Here is a 16,118-nt window from a genome sequence, read left to right as displayed (position 1 = left end):
GCCTCACATCCTGAACACGCCGAAATGCGTTTCGACCTTGGGCCTGCGCGAAGCGATGTCCAGCATCAGCGCCATGACGTCCCGGGTCTCGGCAGGCTCGATCACGCTGTCGATCCAGAGGTTGGAGGCGAAATTGTAGGCCCCCTGGAAATCTTCGTATTCCTTGCGGATTGGTGCCTTGAAGGTTTCCTCCTCCTCGGGTGTCCATTTCTTGCCTTGGCGTTCGTTGATCTGGGCGCGCACCTGCGCTAGCACGCTGGCGGCCTGTTCCGGCCCCATGATCGCGGACCGGCCCGTGGGCCAGGCGAACATCGCGTCCGGCTGGAACGGGCGGCCAAGCATGGCCAGGTAACCCGCCCCGTAAGAGCCGCCGGTGATGATGGTGAACTTCGGCACCCGCGCCGAAGACATGGCGGTGATCATCTTGGCGCCCGCCTTGGCAATGCCCATCTGCTCGACGTCGCGGCCGACCATGAAGCCGTTCACATCCGCGAGGAACAGCAGCGGGATATCGCGCTGGACGCAGAGATTGATGAAATGCGTAGCCTTCAGCGCGGCCTCGACAAAGAGCACGCCGGTGTTGGCCAGGATGCCGACCTCGTGGCCATGGATTCGGCCCCAGCCGGTCATGAGGGTGTCGCCGAAAAGTGGCTTGAACTCGTGAAAATCGCTGTCATCGACAAGGCGCGCAACAATCTCGCGGTTGTCGGTCGGCACCCTTGGGTCTCGGCTGACGACGCCATAGATCTCCTCGACCGGATAGGCGGGGGGGCGCGGCGACGTCGGCGTCTTGCGCGGCTGCGGTTTTTCGCCCAGGTGGCTGACGATTTCGCGGGTGATGGCCAGCGCGTGCGCGTCATCCTCGGCAAGATGGTCTGTCACGCCGGAAACGGACGAATGCATCTTGCCGCCGCCCAGCGTTTCGGCATCGACCTTTTCGCCGGTCGCAGCAAAGGTCAATTCTGGCCCGCCCAGATACATGAAGCCCTGACCGCGCACGATCACCACCTCGTCGCAAAGCGCCGGGATATAGGCGCCGCCCGCGGTGCAGGGCCCCATGACCACGGCGATCTGCGGTACGCCATCGCCCGACATGCCGATCTGTTGATGGAAGATTGAGCCGAACTGCCCCTCATCGGGAAAGATACTCGCCTGCTCCGGCAGAAACGCCCCGCCGGAATCGACCAGGGTGATCACCGGAAGACGGTTTTTCCAGGCGATTTTCTGCGCCCGGACGTGTTTGCGGCAGGTCATGCCGAAATAGGTGCCGCCCTTCACGGTAGCGTCATTGGCGATTATCATGCACTGACGTCCCTCGATCACGCCGATGCCGGTGATGATCCCTGCACCGGGTGGCACGCCTTCATATTTGTTCAGCCCGGCGAGTTCTCCGATTTCGAGAAAGGGCGTTCCCGGATCGATCAGCCGCTCGACCCGTTCGCGCGGCAGGATCTTGCCTTTGCTGACATGCCGTTCCCGCGCATTTTCCGGGCCGCCGACGCGTTGTAGCAGCCGAAGCGCATGCAGTTCGCCGACCTTTTCCCGGTAAAGCGCATCGTTTTTCCGGAAGTCGTCGGACCCGGTGTCGAGAAGGGATTTCATTTTCGTCATGGCAGGTCCGGGTACTTTCTGAGGACAAAGGCGACCTTAGCTGCGCCGGGTTTTTCAAACGTATCCGGCGCGACCAGGCGAATGTCGGCCCTGAAAACGAGGGCATCGCGCAAGCGCTGCTCAATCTTATTCTTGAGGGCGTTGTCATCAGATGGATCGCGACCGGGACCGCGTTCGACGATCACTTTCAGCGCGCCCTGAGTAGTGTGGCCTTCGAAATCTGCCACGATCCGCATGACACCATTGGTTTCGGGCACCATTTCTGTGATCACGCTGTTGATCGCCGAAGGAAACACATTGGCCCCGCGCACAATCAGCATGTCGTCGGTCCGACCGGTGCAACGGATCTTGGGGCCGGTGCGGCCGCAGGAGCACTCGGTGTCGATGACCTCAATATAATCGCCCGACCGGAACCGCACCAGCGGGCTTGCCCGCCGGCCGATCGCGGTATAGATCATCTCGCCCTCGGCGCCTTTTTTCCAAGGAATGATCTCGCCACTTTCGGGATTGAGCAGTTCGGTGATGATGTAGTCCATGTTGACCATATGCATGCCCGATTGCGCGTCGCATTCGGCCCAATAGGTCACGCCCAGATCGGTGCCCCCCAGCATCTCGGTGCATTTGGCACCCCAGGCCGCTTCGATCTTGGCGCGGATCGCCGGGATGCCGCCGCCCGGTTCGCCGCCCACGATCACCCGCTCGACGCCCAGCTCGCTGGCCTTGCAGCCAAGCACTTCCGGAGCCTTTTCGGCCAGATGCAGAACGAAGTTAGGTGCGCCGACGATACAGCGCGGGCGCGTGTCCGCACAAGCGCGCAGCAACCTTTCCGCGCCGCCATCAGCCCCCACCGGCACGTCGATCGCACCCATGTATTGCAGTCCCTGCATCACCGGGATGCCGCCGACAAAGCCCTTGGCCAGCGAAAACGCATGCAGCACCATGTCGCCGGGCCGCACGCCGTTGGCAAAGAAACAGCGCGCCGTCATCTCGTGCCACATCTCGGCGTCGGATTCGGTCAGGGCCACATATGCGGGGCTGCCGGTTGTCCCCGACGAGGCCTGCATCTGGATGATGTCGGCCATCGGCGCGGCGCGGTGCTTGCCGAAGGGCGGCTCTGCCGCGAGGCTTTCGCGAATCTCGGTCTTGTATGTGTAGGGCAGCTTTTGCAGGTCTTCGATGGTGCGGATATCGCCGAATTCCACACCGGCCTCGGCGAACTTCTCCTGATAGAAGGTCGAGTTCGCCTTGAGATAGGCCATTTGATCGCGCAGCCGCTCTTCCTGAATGCGGCGCACCTCCTCGAGCGGCGTGCCCTCGACTGGGTGCCAGAAGTGATCGTTTACCTTGTCGGCGGCATCCTCCCGCCGGAAGCGCATTCCATATTGCATATTATCCTCCATTCCCGGCCGGGCGATCAATAGGACCGCGGCAGACCCATGACCTTTTCGCCGATGAAGCTGAGGCACAGCTCGCGGTTCACGGGTGCCGTACGCAACAGGCGCACCAGCGGATACATCTCGTAGAGTCCGGTATCCTCGGTGAAACCCGATCCGCCATGCGCCTGCAGTGCGGCGTCCACCGCTTCGATCCCGGCTTCGGCGGCGAAGTATTTGGCCATGTTCGACGAGGCCCCCGCGGGCAGCTTGTTGTCGAACTCCCACGCTGCGCGACGGGTCATCAGGCTGGCCATTTCAATGGCGGTGTAGGCCTTGGCCATCGGGTGCTGCACACCCTGGTGCGCCCCGATGGGTTGACCGAAGACATTGCGTTCGGACGCATAGGCCACACCTTTGTTCAGGGCGAAGCGGCCGATGCCGCAGCATAGTGCGGCCAGGATGATGCGCTCGGGGTTGAGGCTGTCGAACAGGATGGAAAACCCTTCGTCCACTTCGCCGACCACGTCCTCGGGACCCAGATCCACCTCGTCGAAAAACAGGGTCCACTGTTCTTCGGGCAAGGGGATCGAGATCTTCACCCGTTGTTGCGCGACGCCCTTCTTTTTCAGGTCCACGGCAAAAAGGGTGAACCCGTCGGTCTTGCGGCTGACCTCGGTGTGCGGCTTGGTCCGCGCCACAACCAGGCAATAGTCGGACACATCGGCCCCGGTGATGAAGGTCTTTTCCCCCGTCAGGCTGAACCGGTTGCCCCGGCGCTTGGCCAGCGTGGTGGACTTCATCGTGTTCGACCCGGCCCCCGGTTCGGTGATCGCGAAACAGAACTGGATTTCGCCCCGGCAGGCGGCTGGAAGCAGCTCTTTCTTGTGGAACTCGGTGCCGTGGCTGGCGATATGGGCCAGCGACATGGTCGGGCCGACCACCATCATCAGCAGCGGAATGCCGTGATTGGCCGTGCCTTCCATGAACAGGGCCATCTCGGTCATGCCAAGCCCGGCACCGCCGTATTCTTCGGGAACCATGATGCCCAGAAAGCCGTCATCGGCAATCTTTTGGAACATGTCCCTGGGAAATTCATGTTTCCGGGCATGCCGCAGCCAATAATCGTTGTCGAATTCTTGCGCCAACTGACCGCCGTATTCGTAGATCTGGCGTTGTTCGTCGTTCAAAGTGAATTCCATGTTTTCCTCAAGTCTTGAATTCGGGGGCGCGCCGGTTCTCGAATGCGTCGAGCCCCTCGGCCACGTCATCACTGGGCAGCGCGCGCACGGCGGCGTCACGCTCCAGCCGCATTTGCTGGTCGATGCCCAGGTCCGCACCTTCCCGTGCCAGCCGCTTCATCTCGGCGATACCGGGACGCGACCGGGTCGCGATCTTTTGGCAGTATTCCAGCGCGGACTTGTGCAGATCCGCTTCCGGCACGATGTAATTGACCAAACCCGCCTCTTTGGCCTCCTCGGCCTTCAGCCAGCGAGCCGAAAACATCAAGTCAAGCGCCCGGCGTTGTCCCATCAGCCGCGTCAGCCGCTGCGAACCGCCCCAACCGGGTATCAGACCAAATTGCGCATGCTGATCGCCGAACTGCGCCGTTTCGGCTCCGAAACACACGTCACATGCTAGCATTAGTTCGACCCCGCCGGCCAAACACAAGCCCTGCACTGCCACTACGACAGGGAGGGAGGAGGATTCGAGTGCGCGCAGGTTGTTCATGCCAAAGGCGATGAAATGGTCCAGCGCGGCGGGATCGTTCAGTTTGCCCTTCACCTCAGTCAGATCGGCTCCGGTGCAAAAATGTTTGCCCTGTGCCCGGATCAGGATCGACCGAACATTCCGTTCGGCCTCGAACCTGGCGCGCGCGTTCGAAATGCATTCATGCACCTTGAGCGACAAGCAATTGAACTTCTCTGGTCGAGCCAGCTCGATGATGCCGACGCTACCTTCGATGGTTACGGCGACGGGAGCGCTCATTTCGCTACTCCCTTCGCCTTCTTGTCATACTGCAGCGCCAGCCGCCCGACCTTCTCGCGGGCAATCACCAGCTTCTGGATCTGCGCGGTGCCGTCGCCAATCTGCAGACCGAGCACGTCGTTGTAACGCTGATGATGGGGCAGGTCGGTGGTGTATCCGTAATGCCCGTGCAGGATCAGACACTGGTGAATGATCTCGCAGGCGGTCTTGGGCAGATACCACTTGCACATCGCCGCCTCGGAGGTATGGGGCAGGCCCCGGTCGCGCAGGTCTAGTGTGTAGTAGCAAAGCTGCCGCATCATGGTAAGTTGCGTCTCGGCCTCTGCCAGCGGGAAGCTGACGCCCTGATATTGCACGATGGGGGCGCCGAACGCCTCGCGTTCCCGGACATAGGCCCAGGTTTCGTCCACCGATGCCTGTGCCGCGCCCAGGCATTCCAGTCCTATCAGCGCGCGGGAATAGTCGAACCCCGCCATGATCGTGCCGAAAGCGCGGTCCTGTTCGGCCATCATGCTTTCGGCCGGCACAAACACATCGTCGAAAAACACTGATCCGCGTCCGACCGGCTTGGTGCCGATGTCGTCGAAATGGGTACGCTTGATGCCCTCCTGGTTCAGATCGACAAAAAACGCGCTGACCCCGCGTGAGCCGCCGTCCGGATCGCCGGTACGCGCAAAGACTACCGCCGCATCGGCTTGGGATGCAAAGCTCATCGAGGTCTTCTCGCCGTTCAGCCGCCAGCCGTTGCCGGACTTCGTGGCCTTGAGGATCAGGTTCGCCGCGTCCGAACCGCCGCGCGGTTCGGTCAGGCCCAAGCCAATGACGGCCTCCCCCGAGACTACCTTGGGCACCCATTCCGAAGCGATCTCCTGGGAAGCATGCTTGGCCACCATCCCCCCCATGAGAGAGCCGAGGAGCTGAACATAGCTTGCGTTGAAATCGGCATAGGCGATTTCCTCGACGATCAGCCCGGAAGTAACCGAACTTTCGCCAAGTCCGCCGAATTCCTCCGGCAGATCGGCACCAATTAGTCCAAGCGCGCCCATGTCGCGGATCAGCGCTCGGTCAAACGTGTGGCCGCTTGCGCGCTCCTGATAGCTGGGCGCCAGTTTTTCAGTGGCGAATCTCTTGGCGGTTTCGCGAAACGCCTTTTGATCCTCTGTTGGCTGGAATTGCATCGGCGCTCCTCCCCGTGACCGAAATATACTCTTCCCAAAAATCTAACGAATGTTAGAATATAGTTCAAGCAAAGATTTGAGGAGGATGTTCACAATGGGAAACACGCAAAGGGAAAGCTTCGGAAACCTGCTTTCGCCCATCCGCGCAGGCACACACATGGTGCGAAACCGGATCATCATGGGGTCGATGCACACACGGCTGGAAACCGAGCCCGATGGCATTTCCAAACAGATCGCGTTCTACGCTGAACGGGCCCGGGGGGAGGCGGCGATTCTGGTCACCGGAGGGTTTTCTCCCAATGCCGAGGGGCTGTTCGATCCGGAAGGTCCGCGAATCGACGACCCGGACGAGGCCATGCACCTGCGTCCGATCTGCGAGGCGGTACAAGCCGAAGGCAGCCTGTTCTGCGCGCAGTTGCTTCATGCCGGACGCTACGCAAAGATCGAGGGCTGCGTGGCGCCATCACCGATTCGCGCGCCGATCAACCGTTTCATCCCGCGTGAGATGACCGACGCCGATATTCGCCGCACCATTGCGGATTTCGCCAAAGCCGCAGCCAACGCCCAGGCCGCGGGGTTCGATGGCGTCGAGATCATGGGTTCCGAAGGATACCTCATCAATGAATTCACTGTCACGCATACCAACAAGCGTGAAGACGACTGGGGCGGCAGCGCCGAGAACCGACATCGCTTTCCGGTCGAGATCGTGCGCGCCGTGCGAGACCAATGCGGGCCGGATTTCCTTGTCATCTACCGAATTTCGGCGGCTGATCTGGTCGAGGGCGGCGCGCCCGCCGATGAAATTGCGGCACTGGCGCGCAAGATCGAGGCGGCGGGGGCGGATATTCTGAACACCGGCATCGGTTGGCACGAAGCGCGCGTGCCGACGATTGCTTATCCGGTTCCGCGAGGTGCCTGGCGGCAGGCGGCGGCCAATGTGAAGGCCGCAGTGTCCATTCCTGTGGTCGCCTCGAACCGGATCAACACGCCCGCAATGGCCGAGGACATCCTTGCCTCTGGCGAGGCAGACATGATCTCGATGGCCCGGCCCTTTCTGGCCGACCCGCATTTCGTCAAGAAGGTGCGCGAGGGCCGCGCGGACGAGATCAACACCTGCATCGCCTGCAACCAAGCCTGTCTGGATTTTATCTTTTCCGACCGGCCGGTGAGCTGTCTGGTCAACCCTCGGGCAGGCCGCGAAACCGAATTCCGGGACACGCCGACAGATTCACCCCGGAAGGTGGCGGTTGTCGGCGGCGGCGCCGCGGGCATGGCCACGGCGGCCGAGGCGGCACGGCTGGGCCATGTCGTCACCTTGTTCGAAGCCCATGACAGGCTGGGCGGCCAATTGAACCTGGCGCGTGCGGCGCCGGGCAAGGACGAGTTCGACGAAACCCTGCGCTGTTATTCCGGCCAGATGCACAAACACGGCGTCACGCTGCGCCTGGGGCAGCGGGCCGGTCTGGATGATCTGACCGGTTTCGACCATGTAGTGATCGCCACAGGGGTCACGCCGCGCATTCCCGATCTGCCGGGCGTGGACCATCCGAGCGTTGCCACCTATGCCGAGATCCTGTCCGGCGAACGTGCTGCGGGTGACAACGTCGTGGTGATGGGGGCAGGCGGCATCGGCCATGACGTGGCCGAATTCCTCGTGACCGGATCGGCAGAGGTCCACAGCACCAACGCATTCTGCGAGACATGGGGCGTAGACCCGACATTCGCCGCGTCGGGCGGTCTTGCGGGCGATCCGCTGGCACCGAAACCTTCGCGTCGCAAGGTGGTCATGCTTCAGCGAAAAACCTCGAAACCGGGGGCAGGGCTTGGCGTCTCCACGGGCTGGATCCTGCGCAACGCGCTGCGCAAACACGGGGTCGAGGCCATGGGCGGCGTGGTCTATGACCGTATCGACGACGCGGGGCTGCATATCCTCATGGACGGAAAGCCAAAGGTCATCGCCGCCGATACGATCGTGCTGTGCACCGGGCAGGAGCCAGAGCGGGCGCTGGCCGAGGCCCTCGCCGGGCGCGGAGTCACCGTCACGATGATCGGCGGGGCAAAAGAGGCGGCGGAGCTTGACGCGCTGCGCGCCATTGATGAAGGGGTGCGTTTGGCGCAGGGTCTTTGAATTGGCATGAGGGGAGGATGCGATGCAGCCAGAGGTTTTTCGCGCAGGACGCACCGATCTGTACTCGATCTTTCGAAGCCGCGCGCAGGACAGTGCCAGGGTTCTTGCCGTCGAGGACGGTCGCAAACGGCAGACCTACGCCGAGTTGCTGGAGCGGGTTGATCGTCTGGCCGCCGTCTTTCTGGCGAGAGGCGTCACGCCCGGAGACAGGATCGCGATCCTGTCCCACAACCGGGCGGAATATCTTGAAACCGAACTGGCCGCTTGCGCCGGATGAACTGCGGCATTGCATCGACCTGGTCGAGCCGGTTCTGGCGCTGGTCGAACCCGGCCTGCGCGGCGCGTATCATGCGGTCTCCGCTACCCGATGCATGGAGATCGGGCCGGATCTGGACGCGGCCATCGCTGGGGCCAAACCAGATCCGCGCACCGGAACCCTGGTGGAGGATCCCGAGGCCGGGCTGACGATCCTTTACACATCGGGGACGACAGGCCGACCCAAGGGGGCGCTGATCAGCCACCGCGCCCATATCGCTAGATCCATGGTCTTCGCGGCGCAACTGGCGCTCGATCCCGGCGACGGCTTCATCGCCTGGGCGCCCATGTTTCACATGGCGTCCACCGATCATGCGCTGGCGACGATCTTGCGCGGCGGCACGGTGGTGATGGTGGACGGGTTGCAACCTGCCGTCATCAATGAGGCGCTGTCACGCCACAGGATCGGCTGGTTCGTGATGATGCCGGGCGCGTTGGATGCCTTCATCGCCGAGCGGCGCGCCAACCCGCTGCCGGTGAAAGGGATCAAGGTCTGCGGCGCGATGGCTGATCTGGTGCCTCCACATCAGATCGCGGAGTTGACCAGCCTTCTGGACACGCCCTTCCTGAATTCCTTCGGGGCGACCGAAACCGGCTTGCCGCCTGGCACCGCGGGTCTGATCGCGCCCGGTGTCATACCCGAAAAACTGTCCAAACGGATCAGCGCATTCTGCGAGGTCCGGCTGGTTGACCCTGAAGACCGCGACGTTCCCGACGGAACGCCCGGTGAAATGGCGATGCGCGGCCCGACGCTGTTCTCTGGCTACTGGAACGCCAACGCCACCAATGCCCGAGACTTTCGCAACGGGTTCTTCCACATGGGCGATCTGTTCCGGCGCAATCCCGATGGCACGATCGACTTTGTGGACAGGGTTAAATACCTGATCAAGACCGGCGGCGAGAACGTCTATCCGGCGGAAATCGAGCGCGTGCTTCTGGCGCATCCGTCTGTTGTCGAAGCGGCGGTGGTGCGGGCGTTCGACGCGAAATGGGGCGAAGCCCCGGTGGCCTTTGTCGCCTGCGGCAATGACCGACCGGATGCGGATGCGCTGATGAATTTGTGCCGCGAAAGTCTGGCAGGCTACAAACGCCCGCGCGAGCTGCATTTCATCGCATTCGACGATTTCCCCAGATCGACCAGCGGAAAGGTCCAGCGGCATGTCCTCGAAGCCCGGTTGAAGGTCTGACCCTCGCCCGGTGCCCGGCCCCGGTCGTCACCCCGCCACGCCCGTCCGCCCCACCAGCGCCATCAGCGTCGCGGTCATCGTCGCGACCAGCTTTTCCTGTCCTCCCTTGGTGGCATAGGCGCGTGCCTCGCAGATGGTCAGGTTCCTTCCCGGTTTCACCACGTCGGCAACGAAGCGAAACCGTTCGCCGTCCGCCGGGTTGAGCAGGTTGATCTTGAATTCCACCGTCAACACCGCGGCATCGGCGGGCATCAGCGAAAAACCGGCATAGCCGCACGCACTGTCGAGCGCGGTCGAAACGACTCCGGCATGCAGAAACCCATGCTGTTGGGTGAAATCAGCACTGTGGGCCATCTCTAGGACGATATGTCCGGGGGTAAGATCGGCAATCCTGATCCCAAGCGTGCGCATCACATTCTGTCGATTGAAACTGTCGCGTACGCGTGCGTCATAGGCAGGATTTTTCGGTTCGAATGGCGTCATGGCGTGCTGCCCTCCTGAATTTCATTCATTGATGACCAAGATTAGCCGATCCTTGAGGCGCGCATCTTGTAGCGAACGGCCAAAACCGCACTGTGCCGCCTGTAAGCGAAGTGCGCGGGGTGGTTTTCCTGCAAAGGCACGGCAGGCGGCGGACATATGAGGTTGATCGTAATATCCGGCATCCAGCGCCAGATCTGTCAGGGACACGGTCTGCGTCGCGAGTTGTCCAAGCAACCTCCGAAAGCGCCGTGAGGCAGCGAGTCGCCGTCGTGACACGCTGGTTTCCTCTCGGACCTTACGTCGTTCCGTCCGGGCACTGCACAGCCCGGGTGACGCGGCAAAACGCAGACACTTTGCAAGTTCGTCGAGCATAGTGACCAACAACGGCAGCGCCTCGTCGCTCTGCTGAACGCGCGCCAGAGCTGAAGCCAACGGTTTCAGTTCCTCGGCCTCGGGCAAACGCTCCGGTCTTGACGACAGCCGTAGCCCGGCCACGACACCATGGAATGGCATTAGGCGGGGCGTGAAACCCGGGCGCGGTGGTGCCATCGATCCGCGCGCCCCGCCGCTGTCGTCGCACGTTATCGAAAGGGTAAAGAGGTCGGTCGCGAACCGCCCGCTTCCACGTCCGCTCAGTACACCCATATCGCGGAACACAAAAAGATGGTTGATCTGGGACGCTGCGTTCAGGGGCGGCGCCATTTCAAGATAAAGCGGCGCCGCCGCCAGGTCACTGGACGAACGCATCCCGGTTCTCAGCGATGAAATCGGTAAATCGACGGGCCGGGCGGCCCAACACGTCGCTGACCGTTGTCTCGATGCCGGCAAGGTAGCCCTTGGGCGCTATGGAGGCCAGTTCGACCATGGCTCCGGCGACCTCATCCTGCATCCCGCCAGCCACCATGGCCGCTTTCGCATCCTCGGCCGACAGGGGGGCACAGGTGACATTTCGCCCTGTCACTTCGGACAAAAGGGCTGCGATGTCATCGCCGGTTAGCGCTTCGGGGCCGGTCAGCCCAAGACCCTTGCCCTCAAATCCCGGGGCGGTCAGTGTCTCGGCGGCGACATCCGCGATGTCGCGGGCGTGGATCCAGGCTACAGGGCCGCCCAGATCATCGTGGTACACCCCGTTCTTGCCAATGTTGCTGGTCTGCCAGAACAGGTTCTGCATGAAATAGGTCGGCTGGACGAACGTCCAGTCAAGCCCGCTCTGCTTCAGCAGCTCCTGGGTTTCGGAGTGCCACTTTCCAAAAGTCAGCCCCGCCTTGGGCGACGCACCCAGCCCGGTGGCCAGAACGACATGGCGCACGCCCGCGGCCTTGGCGGCCTCGATCACGTTCGCCTTCCACTGGCGCATGTCCAGATGGGCAGGCGTGACCAGGTATATCTTTTCTGCCCCGTTACAGGCCCGCGCCAGCGCGGCGGGATCGGTGAAACTCGCGACGACGGCCTCGCATCCCTTGGCCTTCAGAGCGTCCAGACTTGCGGGGTTGCTGGTGACAGCGCGCACGGTCGCGCCCTTGGTCAGAAGCGTGTCGACAAGGGGGGCGCCGGTGGTGCCGGTGGCTCCGAAAACGGTGATCATGTCTTATCCTTTCGCAGGTCTGCAATGGGCTGGATTGTTTTCGGGTTGCTGATCGACGACAGATCGCCCGGATTCTCGCCAAGGAAGGCCGCGCGCACGATCCGGCGCATCGTCTTCATGGTGCGGGTCTTGGGCAATGCCTCGACGAAATGGATCTCGCGCGGGCGGAAGGGTTTCGACACGACCTCGCCCACCCGGTCCTTGAGCCGTTCGACAAGCGTCGCATTGGGCGACACCCCCGGCGCCGCGACGCAAATACAGACCACGGCCACCCCCTTGATATCGTCGGGCGCGGCGATGGCGGCGGCGTCCACCACCTCGCCGGTCCCGGTCAGCGCCGCCTCGATCTCGGGCGGGCCGATGCGTTTACCGGCGATGTTCAGCGTGTCGTCCGAGCGGCCGAGGATATACCAGGTGCCGTCAGGGTCGCGGCGCACCCAGTCGCCGTGCCGCCAGATGCCGGGATAGGTGGACCAGTAGGTTTCGAGATACCGCTCGCGGTCGCCCCAGATCGCCGGGGTCAGCCCCAGAGGCGGCTGGGTCACGACCAGTTCGCCCACCTCGCCCGGCGCGGCCTCGTGGCCATCCTCGCGCAGTACGCGCGCGCCCACACCCAGGGCCTGGGCCGAAAAACCGCCCTGCTTGATTTCGTGCAGCACAGTTGAGGTCAGGATCGCGCCGAACAGTTCGGTTCCACCGGAAATGTTCAGCGGCACAGCGCGGCGTCGGCAGATATGGTCGAGTTGCCAGAGCCAGGCCTCTTCCGTCCAGGGCTCGCCGGTCGAGGCGACGATGCGCAGGCGTGCCAAGTCATAGGCCAAAAGTGGCTCGGGGCTTTGCGTCATGAATTGCCGCACCAGCGTGGGGGCAACGCCGATGTGGGTCACCTGCATCTCGGACGCAATGCGCAACAGCCTGAAGGGATCGCCAGGGATAGAGGGCGCGCCCTCGGCCAGCACCAGCGTGGCGCCGGACAGCAGCACCGATAGCAGGGTGAGCGGCCCCATCACCCAGCCCATGTCGGTCATCCACAGGTGGCGGTCATCGCGTTTCATGTCGAGGCACAGCAGGATATCCGCCGTTGCCTTGGCCTGCACCCCGAGATGGGTATGCACAACGCCCTTGGGCCGGCCTGTCGTGCCCGAGGTATAGGCGATGAGGAAAGGGTCCTCGGCCTTGACGGCAACCGCTGCGAAATCCGGGTCGGCGGCGCCCAAAGCTTCGGTCCAGTCGAGATCGCGGGCCGGATCGGCCACCGCGCCGCCGAACCGCCGCAGGCTGAACACGGTATGAACGGAAGGCACCTCGGTCAGGGCTTCGGCCAGCACCGCCTCCATCCAGACCGGCTTGCCGCGTCTGGGTGAGGCATCCGCCGTCAGCACCGCCACGGCACCCGCATCCTTCAGGCGCGATATGATCGCATGCGGCGCAAAGCCGGAAAACAGCGGCACCGCGACCGCGCCCAGCCGGGCAATACCTAGCAGCGCAGCCTCGATTTCGGGGATCATCGGCATGTAGATGCCCACCGCCTGACCAGGCTGCACCCCGCGCGCGTCAAGGGCCGAGGCGACGCGGGCGACTTCGGCGGAAAGTTCGGAATAGGTCCATCGGCGGCGGCTTCCGTCTTCGCCGACCCAGTCAATCGCAGTCTTTTCGCCAAGACCTTCGTGAATTCGTGCGTCGAGACAGGTTTCCGTCAGATTCAGAGTGGCTCCGACAGCCCATCTGATCGATTCAGGCCCATCGGAAATATCCCGCAGCACCGTGTGCGGCTTGCCGAACCGTATACCGGCATGGTCAATGATCCGGCCCCAGAACCAATCCGGCTCCTCAGTGGCGCGGCGGACAAGATCCTCGTAACTGTCAATGCCGCAGTCTTTCAGAAAAGCGGTCAGCGTGCTTAATCGCTGAATGTCAGAGTCTGGCTGAAACATCCGCCACCTTTCTACAAGGAAAAAGGGCCGCGCATTTGGCGCGGCCAGTCGGGGAGGTAACCCTGGACACGGCGTGACGGCAATACCTTGTGACAGGCACTCCCGCCCACGGTCAACCGTGCATCGACAAGCCGCCGGAAACCGAGATCACCTGGCCGGTGATGAAACCGGCGTCGTCGGACGACAGGAAGCAGATGATGCCAGGATAATCCGTCGGCTGCGCCAGACGCTTCATCGGAATCGCCCGCTTGAGACCCTCGGCGATCTTTTGACCGGCCTCGCCCTCGGCAACCTGAGCAAACAGCGGCGTATCGGTCGGGCCGGGGGCGACAGCGTTCAACTGAATGCCCTTGCGCGCCAGTTCCCGCGCCACGGTTTTGGTGAACGAGATGATGCCGCCCTTGCAAGCCGAATAAACGGCTTCGCCCGAAGACCCGACACGACCGGCGTCGGAGGCGATGTTGACCACGCGGCCCCCGCCGTTATTGACCATGCCGGGCAACACCGCGTGGTGCATGTTCAGCGGACCATAAAGGTTGATGTCGATGACCTTTTTCCACAGATCCGCATCGCTGTCGAGGAACGGTTTTATCACATCCCAGCCGGCGTTGTTCACCAGCACGTCGATCGGGCCACCAGCCTCGAACGCGGCCACAGCCTTGTCCACCTCAGCCCGGTCGGTGATGTCCACCCTGTAAGCTTGGGCTTTTCCTCCGCCGCTCTGGATCAGACGGGCCGTTTCCTGCGCGCCGCCTTCATTCATGTCGAAGATCGCAACCTCGGCACCTTCTTCGCCGAAACGTTCGCACACCGCGCGCCCGATTCCGCTGCCGCCACCCGTCACGATGACACGTTTTCCATTTAATCCTCGCATATGGATGTCCTCCTCTTCCGCTAACACCTTCGCAAAGAACTTGATTCGAGGCGTCCTTTCGTACATTCTAACGCTTGTTAGATTTATTGCAATGGACATCCTTATGGGCGACAAGTATCGGTCGCGGATGATGCGAGGACTCGATGTGGTCGATAAAATCGAAGATGACCTGAGCAAGTCCGAAAGGACGCGGGGGGACGTCCTCGCTACGGCTGCCCGACTTTTTCGGCACGATGGCTTTTACGCGACGACGATGCGCGACATTGCCCATGGATCAGGGATAGAAGCCGGAAGCATCTACTATCATTTCCAATCCAAGGACCAGATTTTGAGCGAGGTTCTCGAACTTGGTGTGCGGCAGCTTTACGAGAAGGTCTGCGAAATCGTCCGCGCGACAAAGCAGCGCCCCGAAGAATTTCGCAAGACCTTCGCTTTGCTTATCGAAACCCACCTGACCTATCTTCTGACCGACAGCGACTTCACTTCCGCCAATATCCGGAACTATCCGATGCTGTCGGATGAAGCGCGCGCCCCACACCGTGAGTTGCGTGCCTCCTATGCCGGGGTATGGAGCAGCTTTCTGCAGGATGCCAAAGACTATGGCACCCTGAGAAACGACATTTCCGTTACGGCGATCCGGCAGTTCATATTGAGCGCCATGAACTGGACCGTCGAATGGTATAAAATGGACCAGTATCCGGTTCATATCCTCGCAGAACGTATGAGCAAACTGATACTTGACGGTATGTGTCCCAGTCACCGGGCTGACGTAGACGGCCAGAAGGCGGGCGACGTAGCCGCTTCTGTTGAAGAGCAAGACACCATCGGCAAGGCCGCAAAAACCCGCGCCGAAATCCTGAGGGCCGCGGCGCGCGTTCTTAGAGACAAAGGGTACAAGGCGACCACGCTAAGACAGATCGCGGATGAAGCGGATATGAAGGCGGGCAGCGTCTATTACCATTTCAAATCCAAAGACGCGATAGTGGACGAGGTTCTGAACGCCGGCTTGAGCGATTTGCTATCTGGGGTCACCGCAGCAGTCCAAGAATTTCATGCGCCAATCGACCATCATGCTAGGATCGCAACTGCGATTTGGACGCATTTACATTTTCTCTTCAAGGCAAGCGAATTCACGTCTGCGAACATCAGAAGCTATGGGATGCTGCCCAATCATTTAAGGAAGAGACACAGGGATATTCGTCATGAGTATGGGCATCTCTGGGACAGGGTTCTTCGCGAAGCGCAAGAGGCCGATGCCATAAGATCTGACATCAAGATTGTCCCTCTGCGCCAGGTGATGTTGGGCGCCTTGAACTGGACGGTGGAATGGTTTGATCCCAACAAGGAGGGAAGCTCGGGGTATCTTTCATTGTCTGAGTTCTCTGGCATGCTCATCAAGCTGCTTCTTGAAGGGATCTGCGACAGGGAGAACGTCGCGCGAGCCTGATGAGCGCAGCCATT

13 protein-coding genes and 1 pseudogene are annotated in these 16,118 nt (G+C 61.9%); 4 read left to right on the top strand and 10 right to left on the bottom strand.

Features of this window, described 5'->3' with window-relative positions:
- Nucleotides 1–3: 3 nt before the first annotated feature.
- The 5 genes from D4754_RS18210 to D4754_RS18190 are packed head-to-tail and all read right to left on the bottom strand — an operon-like array spanning nt 4 to nt 6,151.
- Complete coding sequence (locus D4754_RS18210; protein WP_047998040.1) at nt 4–1,611, bottom strand: acyl-CoA carboxylase subunit beta; 1,608 nt, start codon at nt 1,609–1,611, stop codon at nt 4–6.
- Nucleotides 1,608–3,011, bottom strand: coding sequence for a phenylacetate--CoA ligase family protein (locus D4754_RS18205; protein ID WP_240453937.1), 1,404 nt, complete (start codon nt 3,009–3,011; stop codon nt 1,608–1,610). Before D4754_RS18205 ends, D4754_RS18210 begins: the two co-directional genes overlap by 4 nt.
- Nucleotides 3,012–3,025: 14 nt before the next feature.
- Nucleotides 3,026–4,186, bottom strand: coding sequence for an acyl-CoA dehydrogenase family protein (locus D4754_RS18200; protein ID WP_047998038.1), 1,161 nt, complete (start codon nt 4,184–4,186; stop codon nt 3,026–3,028).
- Between the two features lie 7 nt (nt 4,187–4,193).
- Nucleotides 4,194–4,973 (bottom strand): enoyl-CoA hydratase/isomerase family protein, encoded by a 780-nt coding sequence (locus D4754_RS18195; RefSeq protein ID WP_047998037.1) that lies wholly within the window; start codon nt 4,971–4,973, stop codon nt 4,194–4,196.
- On the bottom strand, nt 4,970–6,151 hold the full coding sequence (locus D4754_RS18190; protein WP_047998036.1) for an acyl-CoA dehydrogenase family protein: 1,182 nt from the start codon (nt 6,149–6,151) through the stop codon (nt 4,970–4,972). Before D4754_RS18190 ends, D4754_RS18195 begins: the two co-directional genes overlap by 4 nt.
- A gap of 94 nt (nt 6,152–6,245) precedes the next feature.
- Here D4754_RS18190 and D4754_RS18185 point away from each other — a divergent pair, with 94 nt between their 5' ends.
- From D4754_RS18185 to D4754_RS24435, 3 genes and pseudogenes are all read left to right on the top strand, one after another.
- Nucleotides 6,246–8,279: an NADPH-dependent 2,4-dienoyl-CoA reductase gene (locus tag D4754_RS18185; RefSeq protein WP_121066471.1), complete on the top strand. Its 2,034-nt coding sequence runs from the start codon at nt 6,246–6,248 to the stop codon at nt 8,277–8,279.
- A gap of 22 nt (nt 8,280–8,301) precedes the next feature.
- Nucleotides 8,302–9,304: pseudogene (locus tag D4754_RS24440) on the top strand (class I adenylate-forming enzyme family protein); the annotation flags it as partial.
- 21 nt (nt 9,305–9,325) lie between these two features.
- Nucleotides 9,326–9,781 carry a class I adenylate-forming enzyme family protein gene (locus tag D4754_RS24435; RefSeq protein WP_338031156.1) on the top strand — a complete coding sequence of 152 codons (456 nt, stop codon included), beginning with the start codon at nt 9,326–9,328 and terminating at the stop codon, nt 9,779–9,781.
- A gap of 27 nt (nt 9,782–9,808) precedes the next feature.
- Here D4754_RS24435 and D4754_RS18175 read toward each other — a convergent pair whose 3' ends face one another.
- The 5 genes from D4754_RS18175 to D4754_RS18155 form a co-directional block, all read right to left on the bottom strand.
- A complete protein-coding gene (locus tag D4754_RS18175; RefSeq protein ID WP_047998035.1) occupies nt 9,809–10,264 on the bottom strand; it encodes a PaaI family thioesterase in 456 nt (151 codons plus the stop codon).
- Between the two features lie 21 nt (nt 10,265–10,285).
- On the bottom strand, nt 10,286–11,011 hold the full coding sequence (locus tag D4754_RS18170) for a helix-turn-helix domain-containing protein (RefSeq protein ID WP_047998034.1): 726 nt from the start codon (nt 11,009–11,011) through the stop codon (nt 10,286–10,288).
- Complete coding sequence (locus D4754_RS18165) at nt 10,995–11,849, bottom strand: SDR family oxidoreductase (RefSeq protein WP_047998033.1); 855 nt, start codon at nt 11,847–11,849, stop codon at nt 10,995–10,997. The genes D4754_RS18170 and D4754_RS18165 overlap by 17 nt, the downstream gene beginning before the upstream one ends.
- Nucleotides 11,846–13,783, bottom strand: coding sequence for an AMP-binding protein (locus D4754_RS18160; RefSeq protein WP_047998032.1), 1,938 nt, complete (start codon nt 13,781–13,783; stop codon nt 11,846–11,848). Before D4754_RS18160 ends, D4754_RS18165 begins: the two co-directional genes overlap by 4 nt.
- A gap of 112 nt (nt 13,784–13,895) precedes the next feature.
- Nucleotides 13,896–14,657, bottom strand: coding sequence for a glucose 1-dehydrogenase (locus D4754_RS18155; protein ID WP_047998031.1), 762 nt, complete (start codon nt 14,655–14,657; stop codon nt 13,896–13,898).
- 91 nt (nt 14,658–14,748) lie between these two features.
- Here D4754_RS18155 and D4754_RS18150 point away from each other — a divergent pair, with 91 nt between their 5' ends.
- Complete coding sequence (locus tag D4754_RS18150) at nt 14,749–16,104, top strand: TetR/AcrR family transcriptional regulator (protein WP_114294392.1); 1,356 nt, start codon at nt 14,749–14,751, stop codon at nt 16,102–16,104.
- Nucleotides 16,105–16,118: the final 14 nt, after the last annotated feature.

Origin of the sequence: Chachezhania antarctica (assembly GCF_003646465.1) — a bacterium.
Taxonomy (GTDB): Bacteria; Pseudomonadota; Alphaproteobacteria; order Rhodobacterales; family Rhodobacteraceae; genus Chachezhania; species Chachezhania antarctica.
The sequence above is the reverse complement of the archived record's forward strand: the minus strand, read 5'-3'. Positions and strand labels throughout refer to the sequence as shown.